At 64.3% G+C, this 15,937-nt stretch carries 17 protein-coding genes; 9 read left to right on the top strand and 8 right to left on the bottom strand.

Annotated features, from left to right (window positions below):
- Positions 1 to 41: 41 nt before the first annotated feature.
- The gene (locus LRQ04_RS08575; protein ID WP_308194899.1) at positions 42 to 1,064 is read left to right on the top strand and encodes a LacI family DNA-binding transcriptional regulator; all 1,023 of its coding nucleotides are present in this window, start codon (positions 42 to 44) and stop codon (positions 1,062 to 1,064) included.
- On the opposite strand, the gene LRQ04_RS08570 is transcribed toward LRQ04_RS08575, so the two are convergent.
- The 5 genes from LRQ04_RS08570 to LRQ04_RS08550 all read right to left on the bottom strand — a co-directional run bounded on the left by LRQ04_RS08570 (position 1,061) and on the right by LRQ04_RS08550 (position 4,380).
- On the bottom strand, positions 1,061 to 1,492 hold the full coding sequence (locus LRQ04_RS08570) for a translesion error-prone DNA polymerase V autoproteolytic subunit (protein ID WP_235519426.1): 432 nt from the start codon (positions 1,490 to 1,492) through the stop codon (positions 1,061 to 1,063). The two genes, LRQ04_RS08575 and LRQ04_RS08570, sit on opposite strands and share 4 nt — an antisense overlap.
- A gap of 253 nt (positions 1,493 to 1,745) precedes the next feature.
- Positions 1,746 to 2,414, bottom strand: a complete 669-nt coding sequence (locus tag LRQ04_RS08565) for a thioredoxin domain-containing protein (protein ID WP_235519424.1) — start codon at positions 2,412 to 2,414, stop codon at positions 1,746 to 1,748.
- Positions 2,411 to 3,244 carry a cation diffusion facilitator family transporter gene (locus tag LRQ04_RS08560; RefSeq protein ID WP_235519422.1) on the bottom strand — a complete coding sequence of 278 codons (834 nt, stop codon included), beginning with the start codon at positions 3,242 to 3,244 and terminating at the stop codon, positions 2,411 to 2,413. The genes LRQ04_RS08565 and LRQ04_RS08560 overlap by 4 nt, the downstream gene beginning before the upstream one ends.
- Positions 3,241 to 3,567 carry a helix-turn-helix transcriptional regulator gene (locus tag LRQ04_RS08555; protein ID WP_235519420.1) on the bottom strand — a complete coding sequence of 109 codons (327 nt, stop codon included), beginning with the start codon at positions 3,565 to 3,567 and terminating at the stop codon, positions 3,241 to 3,243. The genes LRQ04_RS08560 and LRQ04_RS08555 overlap by 4 nt, the downstream gene beginning before the upstream one ends.
- Before the next feature lie 207 nt (positions 3,568 to 3,774).
- On the bottom strand, positions 3,775 to 4,380 hold the full coding sequence (locus tag LRQ04_RS08550; RefSeq protein ID WP_235519419.1) for a dihydrofolate reductase family protein: 606 nt from the start codon (positions 4,378 to 4,380) through the stop codon (positions 3,775 to 3,777).
- Between the two features lie 100 nt (positions 4,381 to 4,480).
- Between LRQ04_RS08550 and LRQ04_RS08545 the strand changes: the two genes are divergently transcribed.
- The 4 genes from LRQ04_RS08545 (at position 4,481) to LRQ04_RS08530 (ending at position 7,025) form a co-directional block, all read left to right on the top strand.
- Entirely contained in the window at positions 4,481 to 4,918 is a 438-nt protein-coding gene (locus LRQ04_RS08545; protein ID WP_235519418.1) for a hypothetical protein, read from the top strand.
- Positions 4,919 to 5,056: 138 nt separating this feature from the next.
- On the top strand, positions 5,057 to 5,926 hold the full coding sequence (locus tag LRQ04_RS08540) for an FAD-dependent oxidoreductase (protein ID WP_235519417.1): 870 nt from the start codon (positions 5,057 to 5,059) through the stop codon (positions 5,924 to 5,926).
- A gap of 127 nt (positions 5,927 to 6,053) precedes the next feature.
- Positions 6,054 to 6,746 carry a deoxyribose-phosphate aldolase gene (deoC, locus tag LRQ04_RS08535; RefSeq protein ID WP_235519415.1) on the top strand — a complete coding sequence of 231 codons (693 nt, stop codon included), beginning with the start codon at positions 6,054 to 6,056 and terminating at the stop codon, positions 6,744 to 6,746.
- Between the two features lie 51 nt (positions 6,747 to 6,797).
- On the top strand, positions 6,798 to 7,025 hold the full coding sequence (locus LRQ04_RS08530) for a hypothetical protein (RefSeq protein ID WP_211713208.1): 228 nt from the start codon (positions 6,798 to 6,800) through the stop codon (positions 7,023 to 7,025).
- Between the two features lie 117 nt (positions 7,026 to 7,142).
- Here LRQ04_RS08530 and LRQ04_RS08525 read toward each other — a convergent pair whose 3' ends face one another.
- Entirely contained in the window at positions 7,143 to 7,952 is an 810-nt protein-coding gene (locus tag LRQ04_RS08525) for a metal-dependent hydrolase (protein ID WP_235519412.1), read from the bottom strand.
- Positions 7,953 to 7,957: 5 nt separating this feature from the next.
- Positions 7,958 to 11,590, bottom strand: coding sequence for a transcription-repair coupling factor (gene mfd / locus LRQ04_RS08520; RefSeq protein WP_235519411.1), 3,633 nt, complete (start codon positions 11,588 to 11,590; stop codon positions 7,958 to 7,960).
- 108 nt (positions 11,591 to 11,698) lie between these two features.
- Here mfd and LRQ04_RS08515 point away from each other — a divergent pair, with 108 nt between their 5' ends.
- From LRQ04_RS08515 to nhaA, 4 genes are all read left to right on the top strand, one after another.
- Positions 11,699 to 13,237, top strand: coding sequence for an SDR family oxidoreductase (locus LRQ04_RS08515; RefSeq protein WP_235519409.1), 1,539 nt, complete (start codon positions 11,699 to 11,701; stop codon positions 13,235 to 13,237).
- Between the two features lie 48 nt (positions 13,238 to 13,285).
- Positions 13,286 to 13,783, top strand: a complete 498-nt coding sequence (locus tag LRQ04_RS08510) for a DUF2505 domain-containing protein (protein WP_235519407.1) — start codon at positions 13,286 to 13,288, stop codon at positions 13,781 to 13,783.
- 1 nt (position 13,784) lies between these two features.
- Positions 13,785 to 14,006, top strand: a complete 222-nt coding sequence (locus tag LRQ04_RS08505) for an SCO4848 family membrane protein (RefSeq protein ID WP_235519406.1) — start codon at positions 13,785 to 13,787, stop codon at positions 14,004 to 14,006.
- A gap of 140 nt (positions 14,007 to 14,146) precedes the next feature.
- Entirely contained in the window at positions 14,147 to 15,457 is a 1,311-nt protein-coding gene (gene nhaA / locus LRQ04_RS08500) for a Na+/H+ antiporter NhaA (RefSeq protein ID WP_235519404.1), read from the top strand.
- A 24-nt stretch (positions 15,458 to 15,481) separates the two neighbouring features.
- Here nhaA and sufU read toward each other — a convergent pair whose 3' ends face one another.
- Positions 15,482 to 15,937 (bottom strand): Fe-S cluster assembly sulfur transfer protein SufU, encoded by a 456-nt coding sequence (gene sufU, locus LRQ04_RS08495; RefSeq protein WP_235519402.1) that lies wholly within the window; start codon positions 15,935 to 15,937, stop codon positions 15,482 to 15,484.

Below are 15,937 nucleotides of genomic sequence, written 5' to 3'. Positions count from 1 at the left end.
CTAACAAATGGCGAACATTGCCTCATATTCGCCATGGGAAGATGGAGGGCATGGCCCCTGAACAATGGCATCGTCCCGCGACGCAGAGCGATGTGGCCCGCGAAGTCGGAGTGTCAAGGACGCTGGTGTCATTCGCCTTTCGCGGAGCCCCCGGGGTCAGCGACGAGACAAGGGAAGCCATCTTCGCGGCCGCCCAACGTCTCGGGTACCGGCCCAACGCGGCGGCCGCCGATCTGGCACGCAAGCACCGTTCCGCCGTCGGACTCTATTTGATGGATATCCGAAACGAGGTCTATGCAGACATCCTTAGCGGCGTCCGCACAGCACTCCCCCATGATGGCAACAGGCTCATACTGAGCGTCTCCCGGTCGGTCGACGGCGTGGATCGGGGCGCACTGGACTCCCTGATTGAAGCCAGGGTGGGGATCATCATCGCCGCGACACTCCTGGACACCGACCACCAGGTGCAGGAACTGGCCCGGGTAGTGCCGCTGGTCAGCGTGACCCGCCCGGTCGACGGCGTGGACAGTGTGTACTCCGATGATGTGACCGGTGCCCGCGCCGCGACAGAACATCTGCTTGGCCTCGGGCACCGGCGGATCGCCCATCTGGCGGGCCCCATTTACGACGGACACACCGCGCGTCGGCAGAGCTACGAGAAAACCATGCTCGACGCCGGGTTCGCGCCGGTGACGTTGTCGGCGGAGGACTTCACACAGGAGGCCGGGCAGCGGGCAGCATGGGAACTGCTTGGCCTGGCAGACCGGCCGACCGCCATCTTCACCCACAACGACCAACTCGCCCTTGGCGCCCGCGAAGCTGCTTACGCAATGAACCTGTCCATCCCCCAGGATCTGTCACTGGTGGGATACGACGATTCGAAGACGTCCCGACTGCACGGCATCGATCTCACGTCAGTTGACCTGCAGGCGTTCGAATTGGGCCGCCGAGCCGGCTCCGTGGCGCTCGAGCGCCTGGCCAACCCTGACGCGCCCACAGCGGACATCCGCCTCACGCCGCGCCTGGTGGTCCGAAATTCCACCGCACCGCCGGGCACCGGCTAAACGTGGTGCAGGCACGTGGTGGCCACCCCCCAGATGGTCAATTCCGACAGCGCAGCCACCGTGATGTCCGGGAAAGCAGGATTGTCCGCCTGGAGCACCACGCCCCTTGAGGTGATGCGGAGCCGTTTGATGGTCAACTCGCCATCCAACACGGCAACGACGACGGACCCGTCTTTCGGTTCAAGCGCCCGGTTCACGATCAGCTCGTCACCGTCGCTGATCCCGGCACCCTCCATCGACTGCCCGGTAACCCTCACCACGTACGTGCTGGTCACGTCCTTAATTAAGTGCTCATTGAGGTCGATCCGGCCGTCAAAATAGTCTTGTGCCGGGGAGGGATAGCCCGCAGCAACAGCGACGGGAGCCAACAGCACCGATGCCAGGGAAAAGCCCGCATTTATCACGCGGGGGCCGACGATAACGCCCACAACACACCTTTATTCGAATATATGTTCGATACTCGAGTGTACATCCGTTGGGGGACATTGTTCTGACTCCACCAATTTGGGGGGGACGCACGACCGTTTGGCATTCAAGGCCTGCAAGACCGCCAGCAGGTGTGAAATTAGGAGCTGGGCGGACTCGTCGCACGGGGAATCGTGCGTTTCGTGCAGGAATACTGCAGCAAAGGTTGAGGGTGAGCGCGGAGGGGACATCCCGTCTGGGCCTACAGCGGGACTCCTAAGGCGCGGCCTCGTCGAGGAACTGCCGGAATTGGGCTTCGGTGTTCAGGTTCAGTTTCTTTCCGCTCAGGAAGAACGTAGGGGTGCCGGTCACGCCGAGGGCTTTGCCGTCGGCGACGTCCTGGCTGACCCGGTCTTTGGTTGCTTGGTCTGTGATCGCGGCGTCGTACTGCGCTAGGTCCAAACCGAGTTCCTGGGCGAACGTCCTGAACAGGGCCGCTTGGGAGTCGCGTTTTTCTCCCCATTCGCTTTGGGTTGCGAAGAGTTTGGAGGCCATCTCCTGGTATTTTCCCTGCTGGGCGGCGGCTTCCACAGCCAACGCGGCGGTCCCGGAGTTTCTGTGGCCGGGCAGTGGGAAGTAGCGGTGGACGAACGTAATCCGGTCCCCGTATTCCTTCTTCAGTTCCTCTACCAAGGGTTCAGCGGCGCGGCATGATTCACACTCGAAGTCCAGGAACTCGACCAGCTGGGCTTTCTCGATGGCCGGGCTCGTGACCCGGTGACTGTTCTCCCTGACGAGCTGGGCGTCAGTGGCCGCGAGTGGGGCGGCCGGAGCTGGCTTGTTGGTGGTGAGCACTGCGTACCAGATCACGCCGGCACCGATTATTGCCGCGAAGAGGATCCAAATCGCAGTGCGGACCCTTCGGGCGGTCATGACTGCGCTCATCGATCGGCCGGCTTTGATCCAAGCTTCACAGTGACAGGCTCCGCCACGGCATCCGATCCGCAGCCTGCGCAGCAGGAATCCGCTGGTTCGGCGGCGGCTGGCCGCGCAAGTTCGACGACTACCGGAGCGGACACCGGTGACGTCTTTTCGGCGGGCGCGCAGCAGCCGTCATCCTCTTCGTCAGCGTGGCCGTAATCGGCGTGCGGCACAGCGCAGCAAGCCTCGCCCTTCCAGGCGTTGATGCCTTCCCGGACGGCGATACCGGCAATGACCAGCGCCGCGCCGGCATCGGCCCACCACCAGCCCAGGGTGCTGTTCAGGACCAAACCGATCAGCAGAACAGCGGAGAGGTAGGTGCAGAGCAGGGTTTGTTTGGAATCGGCGACGGCCGTCCTGGAGCCAAGCTCCCGCCCGGCACGGCGTTGGGCCCACGACAGCACGGGCATGATCACCAAACTCAACGCAGCAATGACGATGCCCGGCGTTGAATGCTGAGCCTCACCCGCCCCGGTCAGTGAGCGGACAGCGTCCACAGCCACGAACGCGGCCAAAGCGAAGAAGGAAATGGCAATGATCCGCAACGTCAGGTGCTCACGCCGCTCAGGGTCCTTGGCAGCGAACTGCCAGGACAACGCCAGAGCCGAAGTAACCTCGATGACCGAGTCCAACCCGAAGCCGACCAGCGCCGAAGAGTCAGCAACCCCTCCGGCCCAGAGCGCCACGACAGCCTCGATGACGTTATAGGTGATGGTCGCGGCCGCGAACAGGCGGATGCGACGCATCAGGACAATCCGGCGCTCCGAGGTAGGAGCTTCAAGGACTGCGCTCATACCAGGCACGTCCCGTCCGGCGCGCAGCATGCCGGATCGATCGCGAGGACAACACCGATCAGATCTTTGATGGCGTGACCAAGCCTCGCATCTGCCAGCTCATACCGGCTCCGCCGCCCATCAGGAACGGCCACAACGAGCCCACAACCCCGCAGGCACGTCAGATGGTTGGACATGCTCTGCCTCGAGACCCCCAGCGAATCTGCCAGATCCGAGGGATATGACGGGGCATCAGAGAGTGCCAGAAGGATCCTGGCACGGGTTGGGTCTGACACCGCATAGCCGAACCGGGCCAGCACAGGTGCGTGCGTGAGTGTCTCCATGCAAACAAAGTACATCGATGACTGTATTCACGCAATTCTGTACTTGAGCTTCTTCGACCCCGCCCCGGAGCTGCCACTCAGCACACTTACGACGCCCAATCAGACGAACACCCATGGCTGAAAAACATGGCCCTGTTTGGCGGAAGCTACATGGAGGTCCGCCAGTACCTGCCGTTATGGGACCCCGGAGATCAGCACAGCGCCGGGCTAGTCCATGACGCCGCCCACGCTATAGGTGACATGGGTGACCAGTCCGGTGCCACTGACCGACGTCGGTTCGAGCCTGAGGTTTCCCACGCCGTCGAGCAGCCGCTCCCCGCCACCAAGGATCACAGGTGCTATGTGGAGCCGCAGTTCGTCGATCAGCCCGGCCGACAGGAACTGGCGGGCAGTCGACGCTCCCCCGGCGATCGCCACGTCCTTGGCCCCCGCGGCGTTCCGGGCCAGGGACATTGCCTCTTCGATTCCGCCGTTGATGAAGTGGAACGTGGTTCCGCCCTGCATCTCCAGCGGTTCACGCACATGGTGGGTCAGCACATACACCGGCGCGTGATAGGGCGGTTCCTCGTCCCACCAACCGCGCCAGTCCGCGTCCCAAGGACCAGGACCCGGTCCGGCGAACATGTTCCTGCCCATGATGAAAGCGCCCGCAGCAAGGATCCCTTCCACCTGGGCGGCATTGGCTTCGCGCTCCTCGAACTGCCACCGGTGAAGGGTTTCGCCGCGCTCACCCAATGGCATCTGCAGGCTCTGGTGGGGACCGGCAACGTAGCCATCGAGGGACACGGTCAGGTCGCATGTGACTTGGCTCATGGGCCCATCATTGCATCCAAAACCCCAAGGTGGCGCCAAAACCCTCGCCAAACCATCGCGCCAAGGCGGACACTGGGGGCTAAACCTTCAGGAGGATTCCATGGCAAGTACTGCAGAGCTGGAGCAACTTGGCATCCTGGTGGGCGAATGGGAAACCACCGTCCCGGGACGGGAAGTCAAGGGCCGGACGACGTTCGAGTGGCTGGAAAACGGCGGCTTCCTCATCCAACACTCCACGGTGCAACAGCCGGAATATCCCAACTCGGTGAGCATCATCGGTGCTACCGGCTCCGATGGGGCGCTCCAGCAGCACTACTTCGATTCCCGCGGCGTCGCACGCATATACGACATGATCCTGAAGGACAACGTGTTGACGCTTTTCCGGGACGGCCCGGACTGGCCCCAGCGATTCGTGGGACGGTTCAGCGACGATGGCAACGTGATCAACGCACGCCTGGAACGCGGAACCTACCCCGGCGGGCCCTTGGAACACGACTTCGACATGGTCTACACACGGATCCACCCACTTTCGATGTGACGCACGTTATTACCGGCTGGTAAACAACACGCTACGGATCGGCCAAAGATGGCAACAGCGGGGAAACACCCGCGAAAAACCGAATGCCTAGGCTGATGATCAACAGCACCAAACAGGTCATCAGCGAAAGGGCCGAACATGTCCGCCACTCCGTCCGCAGCATCCCTCCACATCGTCATCGCAGGCGCAGGTCCAGCAGCCCAGGCTTTGGTGCGGCGGCTGGCCGGCACGGCCGATACCAGGCAGCGCCCCTTCGGCGGCACGATCACCGTACTCAGCAACCGCGACGACTGCCCGGAGGCCCTCCTCGAACTGGCAGAACTTCCACAGGTCTCGGTCCGGTTCGGCCAGGCGGCCAGCTTCATCGATCCGCACGCCAAAGTTGTGACCACGGTGGACGGCATGGACTTCTCCTACGACCAGTTGGTCATCGCGACCGGTTCTGCCCCGGCCCTCCCGCCAGTCGCCGGTGCCGAAGCCAGCCTGAGCTACTCCACCATCGATGATGCGGCCACCATCGGCGAAGCCGTCCACGATCTCACACGGATCGTTGGACGCCGTCCGCTGGGAATCCTGGTGGGCAACGGCCCCGCTGCCGGCCAGGCAGAGGCTGTGCTCCGGGCCCGCGGAGTCCGTCCCGTGCGCACCACCCTCCGCCCGGCCGCCGTCGTGCGTTCCATCGCAGGTTCCCCCGTACCGGCCACCGGCATCGTGTTCGAGGACGGCAGCAGCATGAACGGGGACCTCGTGGTCCTGGCCGAGGAGCGAACGGCCCGCAACGACCTCGCCGAAAGCGCGGGGCTCCTGATTGCGTCCGACGGCGGCATCGCCGTGGGGCGCGACCTCGCCACCTCCGTCCCGGGCATCTGGGCAATTGGCGATGCAGCGTCCTGCGACGGCCTCCGGTTGGGACTCCTCCTTTCCGCCGAATCTTCCGCGATGCTCTGCGCTTCGGGCATGATGCTCGGCGTCATGGGCAGCGACCAATTGGCCCCACTGGCGGCCTAGTCGGCAACCGGGTTGCCCTTCCACAAGCGGCGGAAGGGCCACCCGGCCCGTATGGCAAGATGGTCCTTTGACGGGCAGTGACAACCCTGCGGCCACCGGGCCGGCCACGCCTGCACGGAAGGATCCCATGAGCAACGAAGCCGCTACCCCGGCAAACATCGCCTCCTACATCGACCACACCCTGTTGAAGCCGGAGGCTAGCGAGGCGGACATCCTCAAAGTGTGTGCCGAAGCCGTCGAATACCAGTTCAAATCAGTGTGCGTGAACCCGATCTGGGTCAAGACCGTCACCAAGGCACTCAAGGGCTCGGGCGTGCTCACATGCTCTGTGGTCGGCTTCCCGATGGGCGCTACGCCCAGCGACGTCAAGGCCTTCGAAGCCCGTGGCGCCGTCCTTGACGGGGCCGACGAAATCGACATGGTGATCAACATGGCCGCTGGACGCGCCGCAGACAAGGGCGCGCTGGTGGACGACATCCGGGCAGTCGCCGAAACTGTGCACGCCGGCGAAGCAATCCTCAAGGTCATCATTGAGACGTCCATGCTGGACGACGAGCAAAAGGTCATCGCCTGCGAAGCAGCTGTTGAAGCTGGCGCAGACTTCGTCAAGACCTCCACCGGCTTCAACGGTGGCGGCGCCACTGTTGAAGACATCGCGCTGATGCGCAAGACGGTGGGACCGGACATAGGCGTCAAAGCCTCCGGTGGGGTGCGGTCGCTGGCCGATGCACAGGCTATGATTGCAGCTGGTGCAACACGTATCGGAGCGAGTTCCGGAATTGCCATTGTCAAGGGTGAGCAAGGTTCATCTGCCTACTGAGGCTTCCCGACCGCCAGAGATTTTGAGCCCTGCGGGGCCGAGGAGGAACGAATGTCCAAGAACGCAACCAGCGCCCCCATCGAGCGTGAGAACAACCTGGGCCAGAGCATTGTCCTGTTCCTGGTGATGATTGTGCTCTTCCTGGGCGCTATCTACTCACTGTCCTTCCTCAGCCTCGAAAACCCGTGGCCGATGGCTGTCTGCCTGGGCCTGTTCGCCCTTGCGTTCTGGATCCCGCAGACCATCCTGGGCCGCTCGGATTCGGCTGGCGAAAGCTAAACCCCTTACTTCTGCAGGAATGGCCCGGGCGTTTGCCCGGGCCATTCCTGTCTGTGGTGGCGGATCGCCTCGCGGCCAAGGGCTGGCGGCTTCACCGCACCGAGTCACCGCACCGAGTCACCGCACCGCCAGGACGCCTCCAAGCGCCGCGAGTACGCCCGGCCAGTGCTGTTGCGCAAGGGTCCAGGCGGCCACTCCCATCCCCACCATGGCGTATCCGCTCACGGGAATCAGCACCAGCCATTCCCGCCGCGAACCTGCCCGGCCCAGCAGCGGAATGGAAAACGCCCCGTTGGCCCGCCACACTCCGCTGATGACTGATTTGCGCAGGAACTTTGGCGGTTTGATCACTATCGGCCACAAGAGCGGCACGCCGCCCACAGTGATCATGTCCCCCACAATATGGATCACGACGCCGGTCAGCATGGACAGTGGCAGCCACCCCCACTGGTCCGGCGCAAACCACGTCACCAGGCCAGCCATGACGATCGCGAAGAGCCAGTTGGTGATCCAGCCGGACTTCGGAAACAGGTTCAATGCCTTCGCGGCAAGGTTGATCATGAACATGCACAGCAGCCCGGCGCCGACCGAGAGTTTTCCGACCGGGGTCACCATCTGGAACTGTGCCGCCATCGCTGCGAGGATCACGAACGCCGAAGCCCCAAGCAGTGAGTGGGTCCCCTGTCGGTGCCCGCCGCTGGCCTTTTCGATCCCTACCGCAATTGCATTGGACAGCGGTGGCAGTGAATTTGCGATGGTGCTGTGCCGGTGGTCCCAGTCGCACACAAGTGCCGTCCCCGCCGTCGCCATGGCGCCTATGAGGATTCCGGTGGAATCCAGCGGGTACCAGCCCAGGGCGTAGGGGCCGGTCGAAGCAATAGCTATCCACGCCGCGGCTCCCGACGCGGCGTGGTGTCCTCCCATCATCGAAGTTAGCCCGCCTTAACGGGCACGTCGGTGAAGATTGCTTCAATCACGTTGTTGGCCCACTGCAGGATTTCGGCGTCCTGGAGATCCCGGCCACCGATCCTGGCCGTCTTGGGTTTGGGGATAAGCACAGCGTCCAGCGCCGGCTTGACCTGGGAACCGGGATACATGCGGTTCAACCGCATGGTTTTGGACTCGGGCAGTTGCGCCGGCGAGAACCGGATGAAGTTTCCTTGGAGCGCGACGTCGGACAGCCCGGCTTCGCGGGCACCCACCCGGAAGCGGGCCACGGCGATCAGGTTCTGGACGGGCAATGGCGGCTCGCCGTAACGGTCCACCAGTTCTGCCAGTACCTCGTCGATTGCCTCGTAAGTGATGGCCGAAGCCAGCTTGCGGTAGGCCTCCAGGCGCAGGCGCTCACCCGGCACGTAGTCGTGCGGCAGGTGGGCGTTGACGGGCAGCTCGATTTTCATCTCGGCGGCCTTCTCCTCCGCTTCGCCGCGGTACTCGGCTACAGCCTCGCCCACCAAACGGATGTAAAGGTCGAAGCCTACGCCCTGAATGTGGCCGGACTGCTCGCCACCGAGCAGGTTGCCCGCGCCACGGATTTCCAGGTCCTTCATGGCCAACTGCATGCCGGCGCCGAGCTCGTTGTGCGCCGCAACGGCCTTGAGGCGTTCCATTGCCACCTCACCCAGGGGCTTTTCCGAAGGGTAGAGGAAGTAGGCGTAGGCACGTTCGCGGCCACGGCCCACGCGTCCACGCAGCTGGTGGAGCTGCGAGAGGCCGTACTTGTCCGCGCCATCAACAATGAGCGTGTTGGCGTTGGAGATGTCCAGGCCGGTTTCGATGATGGTGGTGCAGACCAGCACATCGAAGCGTTTCTCCCAGAAATCCACGATGATCTTTTCCAGGCGGCTCTCGGACATCTGCCCGTGGGCCACTTCCACCCGTGCCTCGGGAACCAGTTCGCGGATCTGCGCGGCGATGCGCTCAATCGAGGAGACCCTGTTGTGCACGAAGAACACCTGTCCTTCGCGCATGAGTTCACGGCGGATCGCTGCCGAGGTCTGCTTGTTGGTGAAGGGGCCAACGTAGGTCAGGACCGGGTGGCGCTCTTCCGGAGGCGTGGCCAGGGTGGAGGTCTCCCGGATACCGGTCAGCGACATTTCCAAGGTACGGGGAATCGGGGTGGCACTCATGGCCAGCACGTCCACGTTGGTGCGCATCTTCTTGAGCGCTTCCTTGTGTTCCACACCAAAGCGCTGTTCCTCATCGACGATCACCAAGCCAAGGTCCTTGAACTCGAAGTCCTTGGACAGCAGACGGTGGGTGCCGATCACCACGTCCACGGCGCCGCTCTTGACGCCCTCGGCCGTCTCCTTCGCTTCCTTGCTGGACTGGAAGCGGGACAGCGGCTTGACGCGCAACGGGAAACCGGAGAACCGCTCAGTGAACGTCTCGTAGTGCTGCTGGGCAAGCAGCGTGGTGGGCACCAGAACGGCAACCTGTTTGCCGTCCTGCACCGCTTTGAACGCCGCACGGACAGCGATCTCGGTTTTGCCGTAGCCCACGTCGCCGGACACCAGCCGGTCCATGGGGATTTCCCGTTCCATGTCCGCCTTGACCTCGTTGATGGTGGTCAGCTGGTCGGGCGTTTCGACGTACGGGAAGGCTTCCTCGAGTTCACGCTGCCACGGGGTGTCCGGGGCGAACGCGTGCCCACGTGATGCCATGCGGGCCGAGTACAACCGGATGAGTTCGCCGGCGATTTCCTTGACGGCCTTGCGTGCCTTGGATTTGGTGCTGGCCCAGTCCGCGCCGCCCATCTTGCTCAGTGCCGGGGCATCGCCACCGACATAACGGGTCACCTGGTCCAACTGGTCCGTGGGCACGAACAGCCGGTCCCCCGGGGCGCCACGCTTCGAAGGTGCGTACTCGAGCACCAGGTACTCCCGCAGCCCGGCGTCGGAGGACGACGTGCCGACCACCTTGCGCTGGATCAGCTCCACGAACCGGCCGATGCCGTGTTGTTCGTGCACCACGAAATCGCCCGCGTGCAGCTGAAGCGGGTCCACTGCGTTCCGTCGCTTGGATGGCATGCGCCGCATGTCCTTGGTGGAACCCGCCGTGGCGCGCCCCAGCAGGTCGGCTTCGGTCAGCAGGCCCAGTTTCAGGCCGTCAAGGACAAAACCACGTCCGACGGCGGCGGTGGTCACCTCGATGATGCCCGGTTGGGGTTCCTTGTCCAAGGACTCCACGCGGGAGCAGGGAATCTCCGCATCATGGAACAACTCGGCAAGGCGCTGCGCGGGTCCAGGACCGTCGGTGACCACAACAACACGCCACTGCTCGCGGACACGTGAGCCGATGAACTCCAGCATCTCGGCCACGTCGCCCTGGTAGCCGCGGGGTTCGCGGGCACGCATATTCAGGACGTCGATATCCAGGACCAGGTCCTCGTCCGACGCGAGCGAGGTGATGGACCACCAGGACACGCCGTGTTCAAGGGCCGCGGAGCGTGTGTCGGTCAGGGACCGGAAACTGGCGGCGTGCAGGTCAGTGGAGGCCTCGGACGACAGGTCAAGGGGCGCCGCACCGCCGTCGGATGCCGTTGACCATGCAGCTTCCAGGAATTCTTCGTTGGTGGCCGCGAGGTCGTGGGCGCGGGTGCGCACCTTCTCCGGCTCGATCACCACGGCCAGGGACCCCGCAGGAAGCTGGTCCACGAATGGGACCATGGAGTCCACCAGCACCGGGGCCAGCGACTCCATGCCTTCCACGGCAATGCCGCCGGCAATCTTCTCCAGCATGTCCGCCGCGGCGGGCATGTCCGCCTTGAGCTTGGCAGCCCTGGACATCACCGATGGCGTGATCAGGATTTCGCGGCATGGGGGCGCGTGAAGTTCGGTGGGGTGGTGGACACCGGGGGCGGACAGCGAGCGCTGGTCGGCCACGGCGAACCACCGCATTTGGTCTACCTCGTCGCCGAAGAACTCCACCCGGATGGGGTGGTCCTCCGTGGGCGGGAACACGTCGATGATGCCGCCGCGGACGGCGAATTCGCCGCGGTGCGTCACCATGTCCACCCGGGCGTAGGCGGCGTCGGACAGCGCCCGGACCACCTCGGTGAAGGGGCGCTCCTGCCCTACCTGCAGCGTCACGGGAACCAGGTCACCCAGGCCGGCCACGATGGGCTGGACCACGGCGCGGACCGGAGCAACCACCACACGCAAGGGGGCCGCCGTCGAGGTTTCCGGGTGGGTCAGGCGGCGCAGGACCGACAAGCGGCGGCCCACGGTGTCCGATCGTGGCGAAAGCCGCTCGTGCGGGAGGGTCTCCCAGCTGGGAAAGGTAGCCACGGTGTCGGCGGGAAGGTAGGAAGCCAGCGCTGCGGTGAGGTCTTCGGCTTCGCGGCCCGTTGCGGTGACAGCGAGGACCACCGGATCGCCCGCACCGTCGGTACCAGCCTGGGCCAGGGCATCAGCCATTTCGGCAAGCAGAACAGCCCGCATACCCGTAGGTGCGCTGATCTGGTAGTCGCTGTTGCGGTCGGAAAACTCCCGCTGAGCCTCCGTTCGGACGCGCGCGAAAGTCTTGTCCTCCGCCAGTGCGCGGCGCAGACCGTTGAGGCTCATGGCTGAAACTCCTAGGGTGGTTCCAAGGGCAGGCAACACAAATGCCCGGAAATTCGTCAGAATGCCGGGTCATTCCAGCCTACCCCTCCCCCAGCCACAGGAGTTCTCTTGCAATCTTCCGAAGCGACGCATTCCAACAACCCCCGGGAACCCAGGACTGTGCTGGTCACGGGCGCTACCGGCTACATCGGCGGGCGGCTGGTCCCCCGGCTCCTCGAAGCCGGCCACAAGGTCAAAGTCCTGGTCCGTACGCCGCAGAAGATCGCGGACGTACCGTGGCATGACGACGTCGAGATCGTGGAAAGCAGCCTGTCCGACTCCGAAGGCCTGGCCGATGCCCTCAGCGGTGTGGAGGTCCTGTATTATCTGGTGCATTCCATGGCGTCGGGCAGCGGGTTCGAAGCCAAGGAAGAAGCCATGGCGCGGCTCGTCGCAGGAGCCGCTGCGGATGCCGGAGTGGACAGGATCGTGTACCTGGGCGGTCTGCACCCTGAGAACACCGAACTTTCCACCCACATGCGTTCACGCGAGACCGTGGGCAAGGTGTTCCTCGAATCCCCTGTTGATGCGATCGTGTTCCAGGCCGGTGTGGTGATCGGTTCGGGCTCTGCGTCCTTTGAAATGATCCGGCACCTCGCCGACACCCTGCCGGTCATGCCCGCGCCCAGCTGGGTCAACAACAGGATCGAAGCCATCGCTGTGCGGGATGTGCTGCACTACCTGGTGGCAGCGGCGGCCCTGCCGGAGCAACTTAACCGTTCCTTCGACATCGGCTCCCGCGACGTCCTGAAATACAAGGAGATGATGAACGAGTACGCGGTGGAACGCGGACTCCCCCGGCGCCTGGTCATCGCGCTCCCTGTTCCGGCACCGAAACTTGCCGGGCTCTGGGTTGCGCTGGTCACCCCCATCCCCCTGTCCATGTCCCTGCCGTTGGTCCAGTCGCTGCAGCACGACGCCATCTCGCGGGAGCACGACGTCGACCATTACATCCCCCAGCCCGACGGCGGCCTGACGTCCTACCGCCGCGCCGTCGCTTTGGCGCTGGGCAAGGAAAGGGACGGTCAGGTGGAAACCACTTGGGCCAACGCAGGCATCGACGCCGACCCGCTGCCAAGCGACCCGGACTGGGCCGGCTACAAGGTCTACGTTGATGAGCGCACCTTCCACAGCGAAGCCAAACCGGAACACGTCTGGACCATCATTGAGGGCATCGGCGGCAAGAACGGCTGGTACTCGCTGCCTCTGGCGTGGCGGGTACGCGGTTGGCTGGACAAGCTGCAAGGTGGGGCCGGGCTCCTGCGGGGACGTCGGCATCCGAAAACGCTGAACACGGGCGAAGTGGTGGATTGGTGGCGCGTCGAAGCCATCGACCGCGGCCGTTTGCTCCGCCTGCGGGCTGAAATGCGGGCCCCGGGCGGCGCCTGGCTGGAGTTGGGGGTTGAGCCCGACGGCGAGGGCAGCCTCTACAAGCAGCGCGCCATCTTCTTCCCCCGCGGTTTGGCCGGCCGGCTGTACTGGCTGGGCGTGTACCCCTTCCACGGATTCATCTTCCCGTCCATGGCCCGCAACATTTCAGCGGCGGCTATCACGCTCCAGGACGCGGGCCAGGAGCAGGGTTCAGGGGTGCCCACCCAGACCCCGTAGGATGTTTGGGAGCTAAGAAGCTTCACCAATACCATCCACGGAGGACCCATGGCCCTGAGTGCATCCACCACCCTGCCGCACAGTGTCGACCGCGTAGCGGCCGTTTTCATCGACGAGGATTTCCTGCGCCACACCAGCGAACTGGTGGGCGGTTCCTTGGAATCGTTCACCATCGAAGGCGACCCTGCAGGTGCGTTCAACACCACCACGGTCCGTACCCTGCCCACCACGCGCCTGCCGGACATTGCCCGCAAGTTCGTTGGCGAAACCCTGACGGTCACCCAGAAGGAAGAGTGGGAAGCACCTGCTGCTGACGGCTCACGCTCCAGCAACATCGCCTTGAAGATCTCGGGTGCTCCCCTTGATGTGACAGCCGTCCAGCGCCTGGTGGCAGACGGCACCAGCACGCGCATCGAACTCGATGGCACGGTGTCCTCTTCGGTGCCGTTCCTTGGCGGCAAGATCGCCGACGCCGCGGAGCCCATGGTGGGCAAGGCCCTGAACATCCAGTCGCAGCAGGCCCAGGCCTGGCTCGAAAGCCACTAGCGTGGAAATTCCGGCGATCCTGGCCGTCGTACTGATCGTTGCCGGCGTCTGGTCCTTGGCGGTGCGGCCGCAGTTCCTGAAGCGGGTCATGAAGGATCCCCGCGCCCGGGACGCTGCCGGCAAGGCCACCAAGTTCCTTACGGTCCACGTCGTGCTGGTCACCATCTCCATGGTGCTTGGCCTCGCGACGGCGGCCATCGGCGTCGCGGGCCTCGTCGCCTGACGCTGCGCCCACCCAACCTGGGGACAGCACATGCTGTCCCCAGGTTGGGTAAGATGAATACTGGTGTGCCGGGAAGTCTGGTCGGCGGAGTCATTGTGCTCCCCTTTGACCGACTGATTTCCGCGAGTTAGGAGCCCTTCGTGGCCCAGAAGCCCCCCGCAGCCACCAAGCAGCCCGGCAAAGTCTTTGCCCGGTCCAGCTACCCCGAATATCGCCGTATCCTCTCCATCCTCCGCACCGAGACCGTCGGCGGGGCCCTCCTCCTGGCAGCCACGGTGGTTGCGCTCATCTGGGCTAACTCCCCCGCAGCGGGCGCCTATTTCGCCCTCCGCGACTTCACGATCGGCTACGAACCGTGGCACCTTGAACTCAGCCTCGGCCACTGGGCCTCGGACGGGCTGCTGGCGGTGTTCTTCTTCCTCGCCGGACTTGAGCTCAAGCGCGAATTCGTCGCCGGGGAGCTCCGCAAACCGGCCCGGGCGGTGGTCCCGGTTGCAGCAGCCATTGGTGGCGTGCTGGTCCCCGCCCTGATCTACGTCCTCTTCAACCTCAACAGCCCGGATACCCTGAAGGGCTGGGCGATCCCCACAGCCACGGACATTGCCTTCGCCCTGGCTGTGCTCGCCGTGATCAACACGCACCTCCCCGCGGCGCTGCGGACCTTCCTGCTGACACTTGCCGTGGTGGACGACCTCATCGCGATCGGCATCATCGCGTTTTTCTACTCAACCGGGCTTCAGCCACTCATGCTGCTGGCCGCCCTGGTTCCCTTGGGCCTGTTCGCGTTCCTCGTCCAAAAGCGGATCCGCAGCTGGTACCTCCTGCTCCCCCTGGCCCTCGCTACTTGGGGCTTCGTTCATGCCTCCGGTATCCATGCCACCGTCGCCGGAGTCCTGCTGGGCTTCGCCGTTCCTGTCCTGACCAACGGAAAGAAGGGGGAACCCGCCGAGGGCCTGGCCGAGCACATCGAACACAAGCTCAGGCCCTTCTCCGCAGGATTCGCGGTCCCCGTCTTTGCGTTCTTCTCCGCTGGCGTAGCCTTGGGCGGATTCGATGGGATGGGTGCAGCACTGACGGACCCCGTTGCCGTGGGCATCGTGGCGGCTTTGGTGGTGGGCAAAGCCGTGGGCGTTTTCGGAACCACGTTCCTGGTCACCAAGACCACGCGCGCCAGCCTGGACTCAGGCATTGCGTGGATCGACCTCTTCGGGCTCGCCCTGCTGGCCGGCATCGGGTTCACAGTCTCGCTCCTGATCGGCGAACTCAGTTTCGGCGCCGGATCCGCGCACAACGACCACGCCAAAGTGGCCATCCTGGCAGGTTCCCTGATCTCGGCGCTGCTGGCCGCCGTCGTCCTTAAGGCCCGTAACCGGCGGTACCGCCAGGTCCAAGCGGACGAAGAACGGGACGACGACGGCGACGGCGTGCCTGACGTCTTTGCCCGCAGCTGACCGAAGCGCTGCTGCACCCGACTGCTAGGTGGTTGTGGCCTGGTTGAGGGCGTCCTCGGCCGCGACCCAGGAGATCATGGCGCACTTGACGCGGGCCGCGTAGCGGGCGACGCCCTCAAACGCGGCGGCATCGCCCAGGATCTCGGGGTCGGCATGGACCTTTCCGCGTGATCGGAGGACCTCGCGGAAATTCTCGATCACCGAGTGCAGCTCCTCCACCGACATGCCTTCACCCATGTCGCTGAGCACCGAGGCGGACGCCATCGAGATGGAGCAACCCGCGCCGTCCCAGCTGATCTGCTGAACGGTTCCGTCCGACACAGCGAGCCGCAACGTTACCTCGTCCCCGCAGACCGGGTTCAGCTGATGCGACTGTCCGGTGGTGGCGCCGGCCGGAGCTGGAGTTTCCGCGAGCCCGCTGCCGTGCCGTTGCTTGGAGTGGTCCAGGATGATCTGTTGGTACAACTGGTCAAGACTCAT

The sequence above is a fragment of the Paenarthrobacter sp. AR 02 genome (assembly GCF_021538675.1).
Taxonomy (GTDB): Bacteria; Actinomycetota; Actinomycetes; order Actinomycetales; family Micrococcaceae; genus Arthrobacter.
The sequence above is the reverse complement of the archived record's forward strand: the minus strand, read 5'-3'. Positions and strand labels throughout refer to the sequence as shown.

Coding starts and splice junctions, on each gene's coding strand:
- mfd (WP_235519411.1), bottom strand. CDS start 11,590: ATGAGCCTCAACGGTCTGCGCCGCGCACTGGCGGAGGACAAGACTTTC.
- sufU (WP_235519402.1), bottom strand. CDS start 15,937: ATGAGTCTTGACCAGTTGTACCAACAGATCATCCTGGACCACTCCAAG.
- LRQ04_RS08545 (WP_235519418.1), top strand. CDS start 4,481: ATGGCAAGTACTGCAGAGCTGGAGCAACTTGGCATCCTGGTGGGCGAA.
- LRQ04_RS08565 (WP_235519424.1), bottom strand. CDS start 2,414: ATGAGCGCAGTCATGACCGCCCGAAGGGTCCGCACTGCGATTTGGATC.
- LRQ04_RS08510 (WP_235519407.1), top strand. CDS start 13,286: ATGGCCCTGAGTGCATCCACCACCCTGCCGCACAGTGTCGACCGCGTA.
- deoC (WP_235519415.1), top strand. CDS start 6,054: ATGAGCAACGAAGCCGCTACCCCGGCAAACATCGCCTCCTACATCGAC.
- LRQ04_RS08560 (WP_235519422.1), bottom strand. CDS start 3,244: ATGAGCGCAGTCCTTGAAGCTCCTACCTCGGAGCGCCGGATTGTCCTG.
- LRQ04_RS08540 (WP_235519417.1), top strand. CDS start 5,057: ATGTCCGCCACTCCGTCCGCAGCATCCCTCCACATCGTCATCGCAGGC.
- LRQ04_RS08555 (WP_235519420.1), bottom strand. CDS start 3,567: ATGGAGACACTCACGCACGCACCTGTGCTGGCCCGGTTCGGCTATGCG.
- LRQ04_RS08530 (WP_211713208.1), top strand. CDS start 6,798: ATGTCCAAGAACGCAACCAGCGCCCCCATCGAGCGTGAGAACAACCTG.
- LRQ04_RS08525 (WP_235519412.1), bottom strand. CDS start 7,952: ATGATGGGAGGACACCACGCCGCGTCGGGAGCCGCGGCGTGGATAGCT.
- LRQ04_RS08550 (WP_235519419.1), bottom strand. CDS start 4,380: ATGAGCCAAGTCACATGCGACCTGACCGTGTCCCTCGATGGCTACGTT.
- LRQ04_RS08575 (WP_308194899.1), top strand. CDS start 42: ATGGAGGGCATGGCCCCTGAACAATGGCATCGTCCCGCGACGCAGAGC.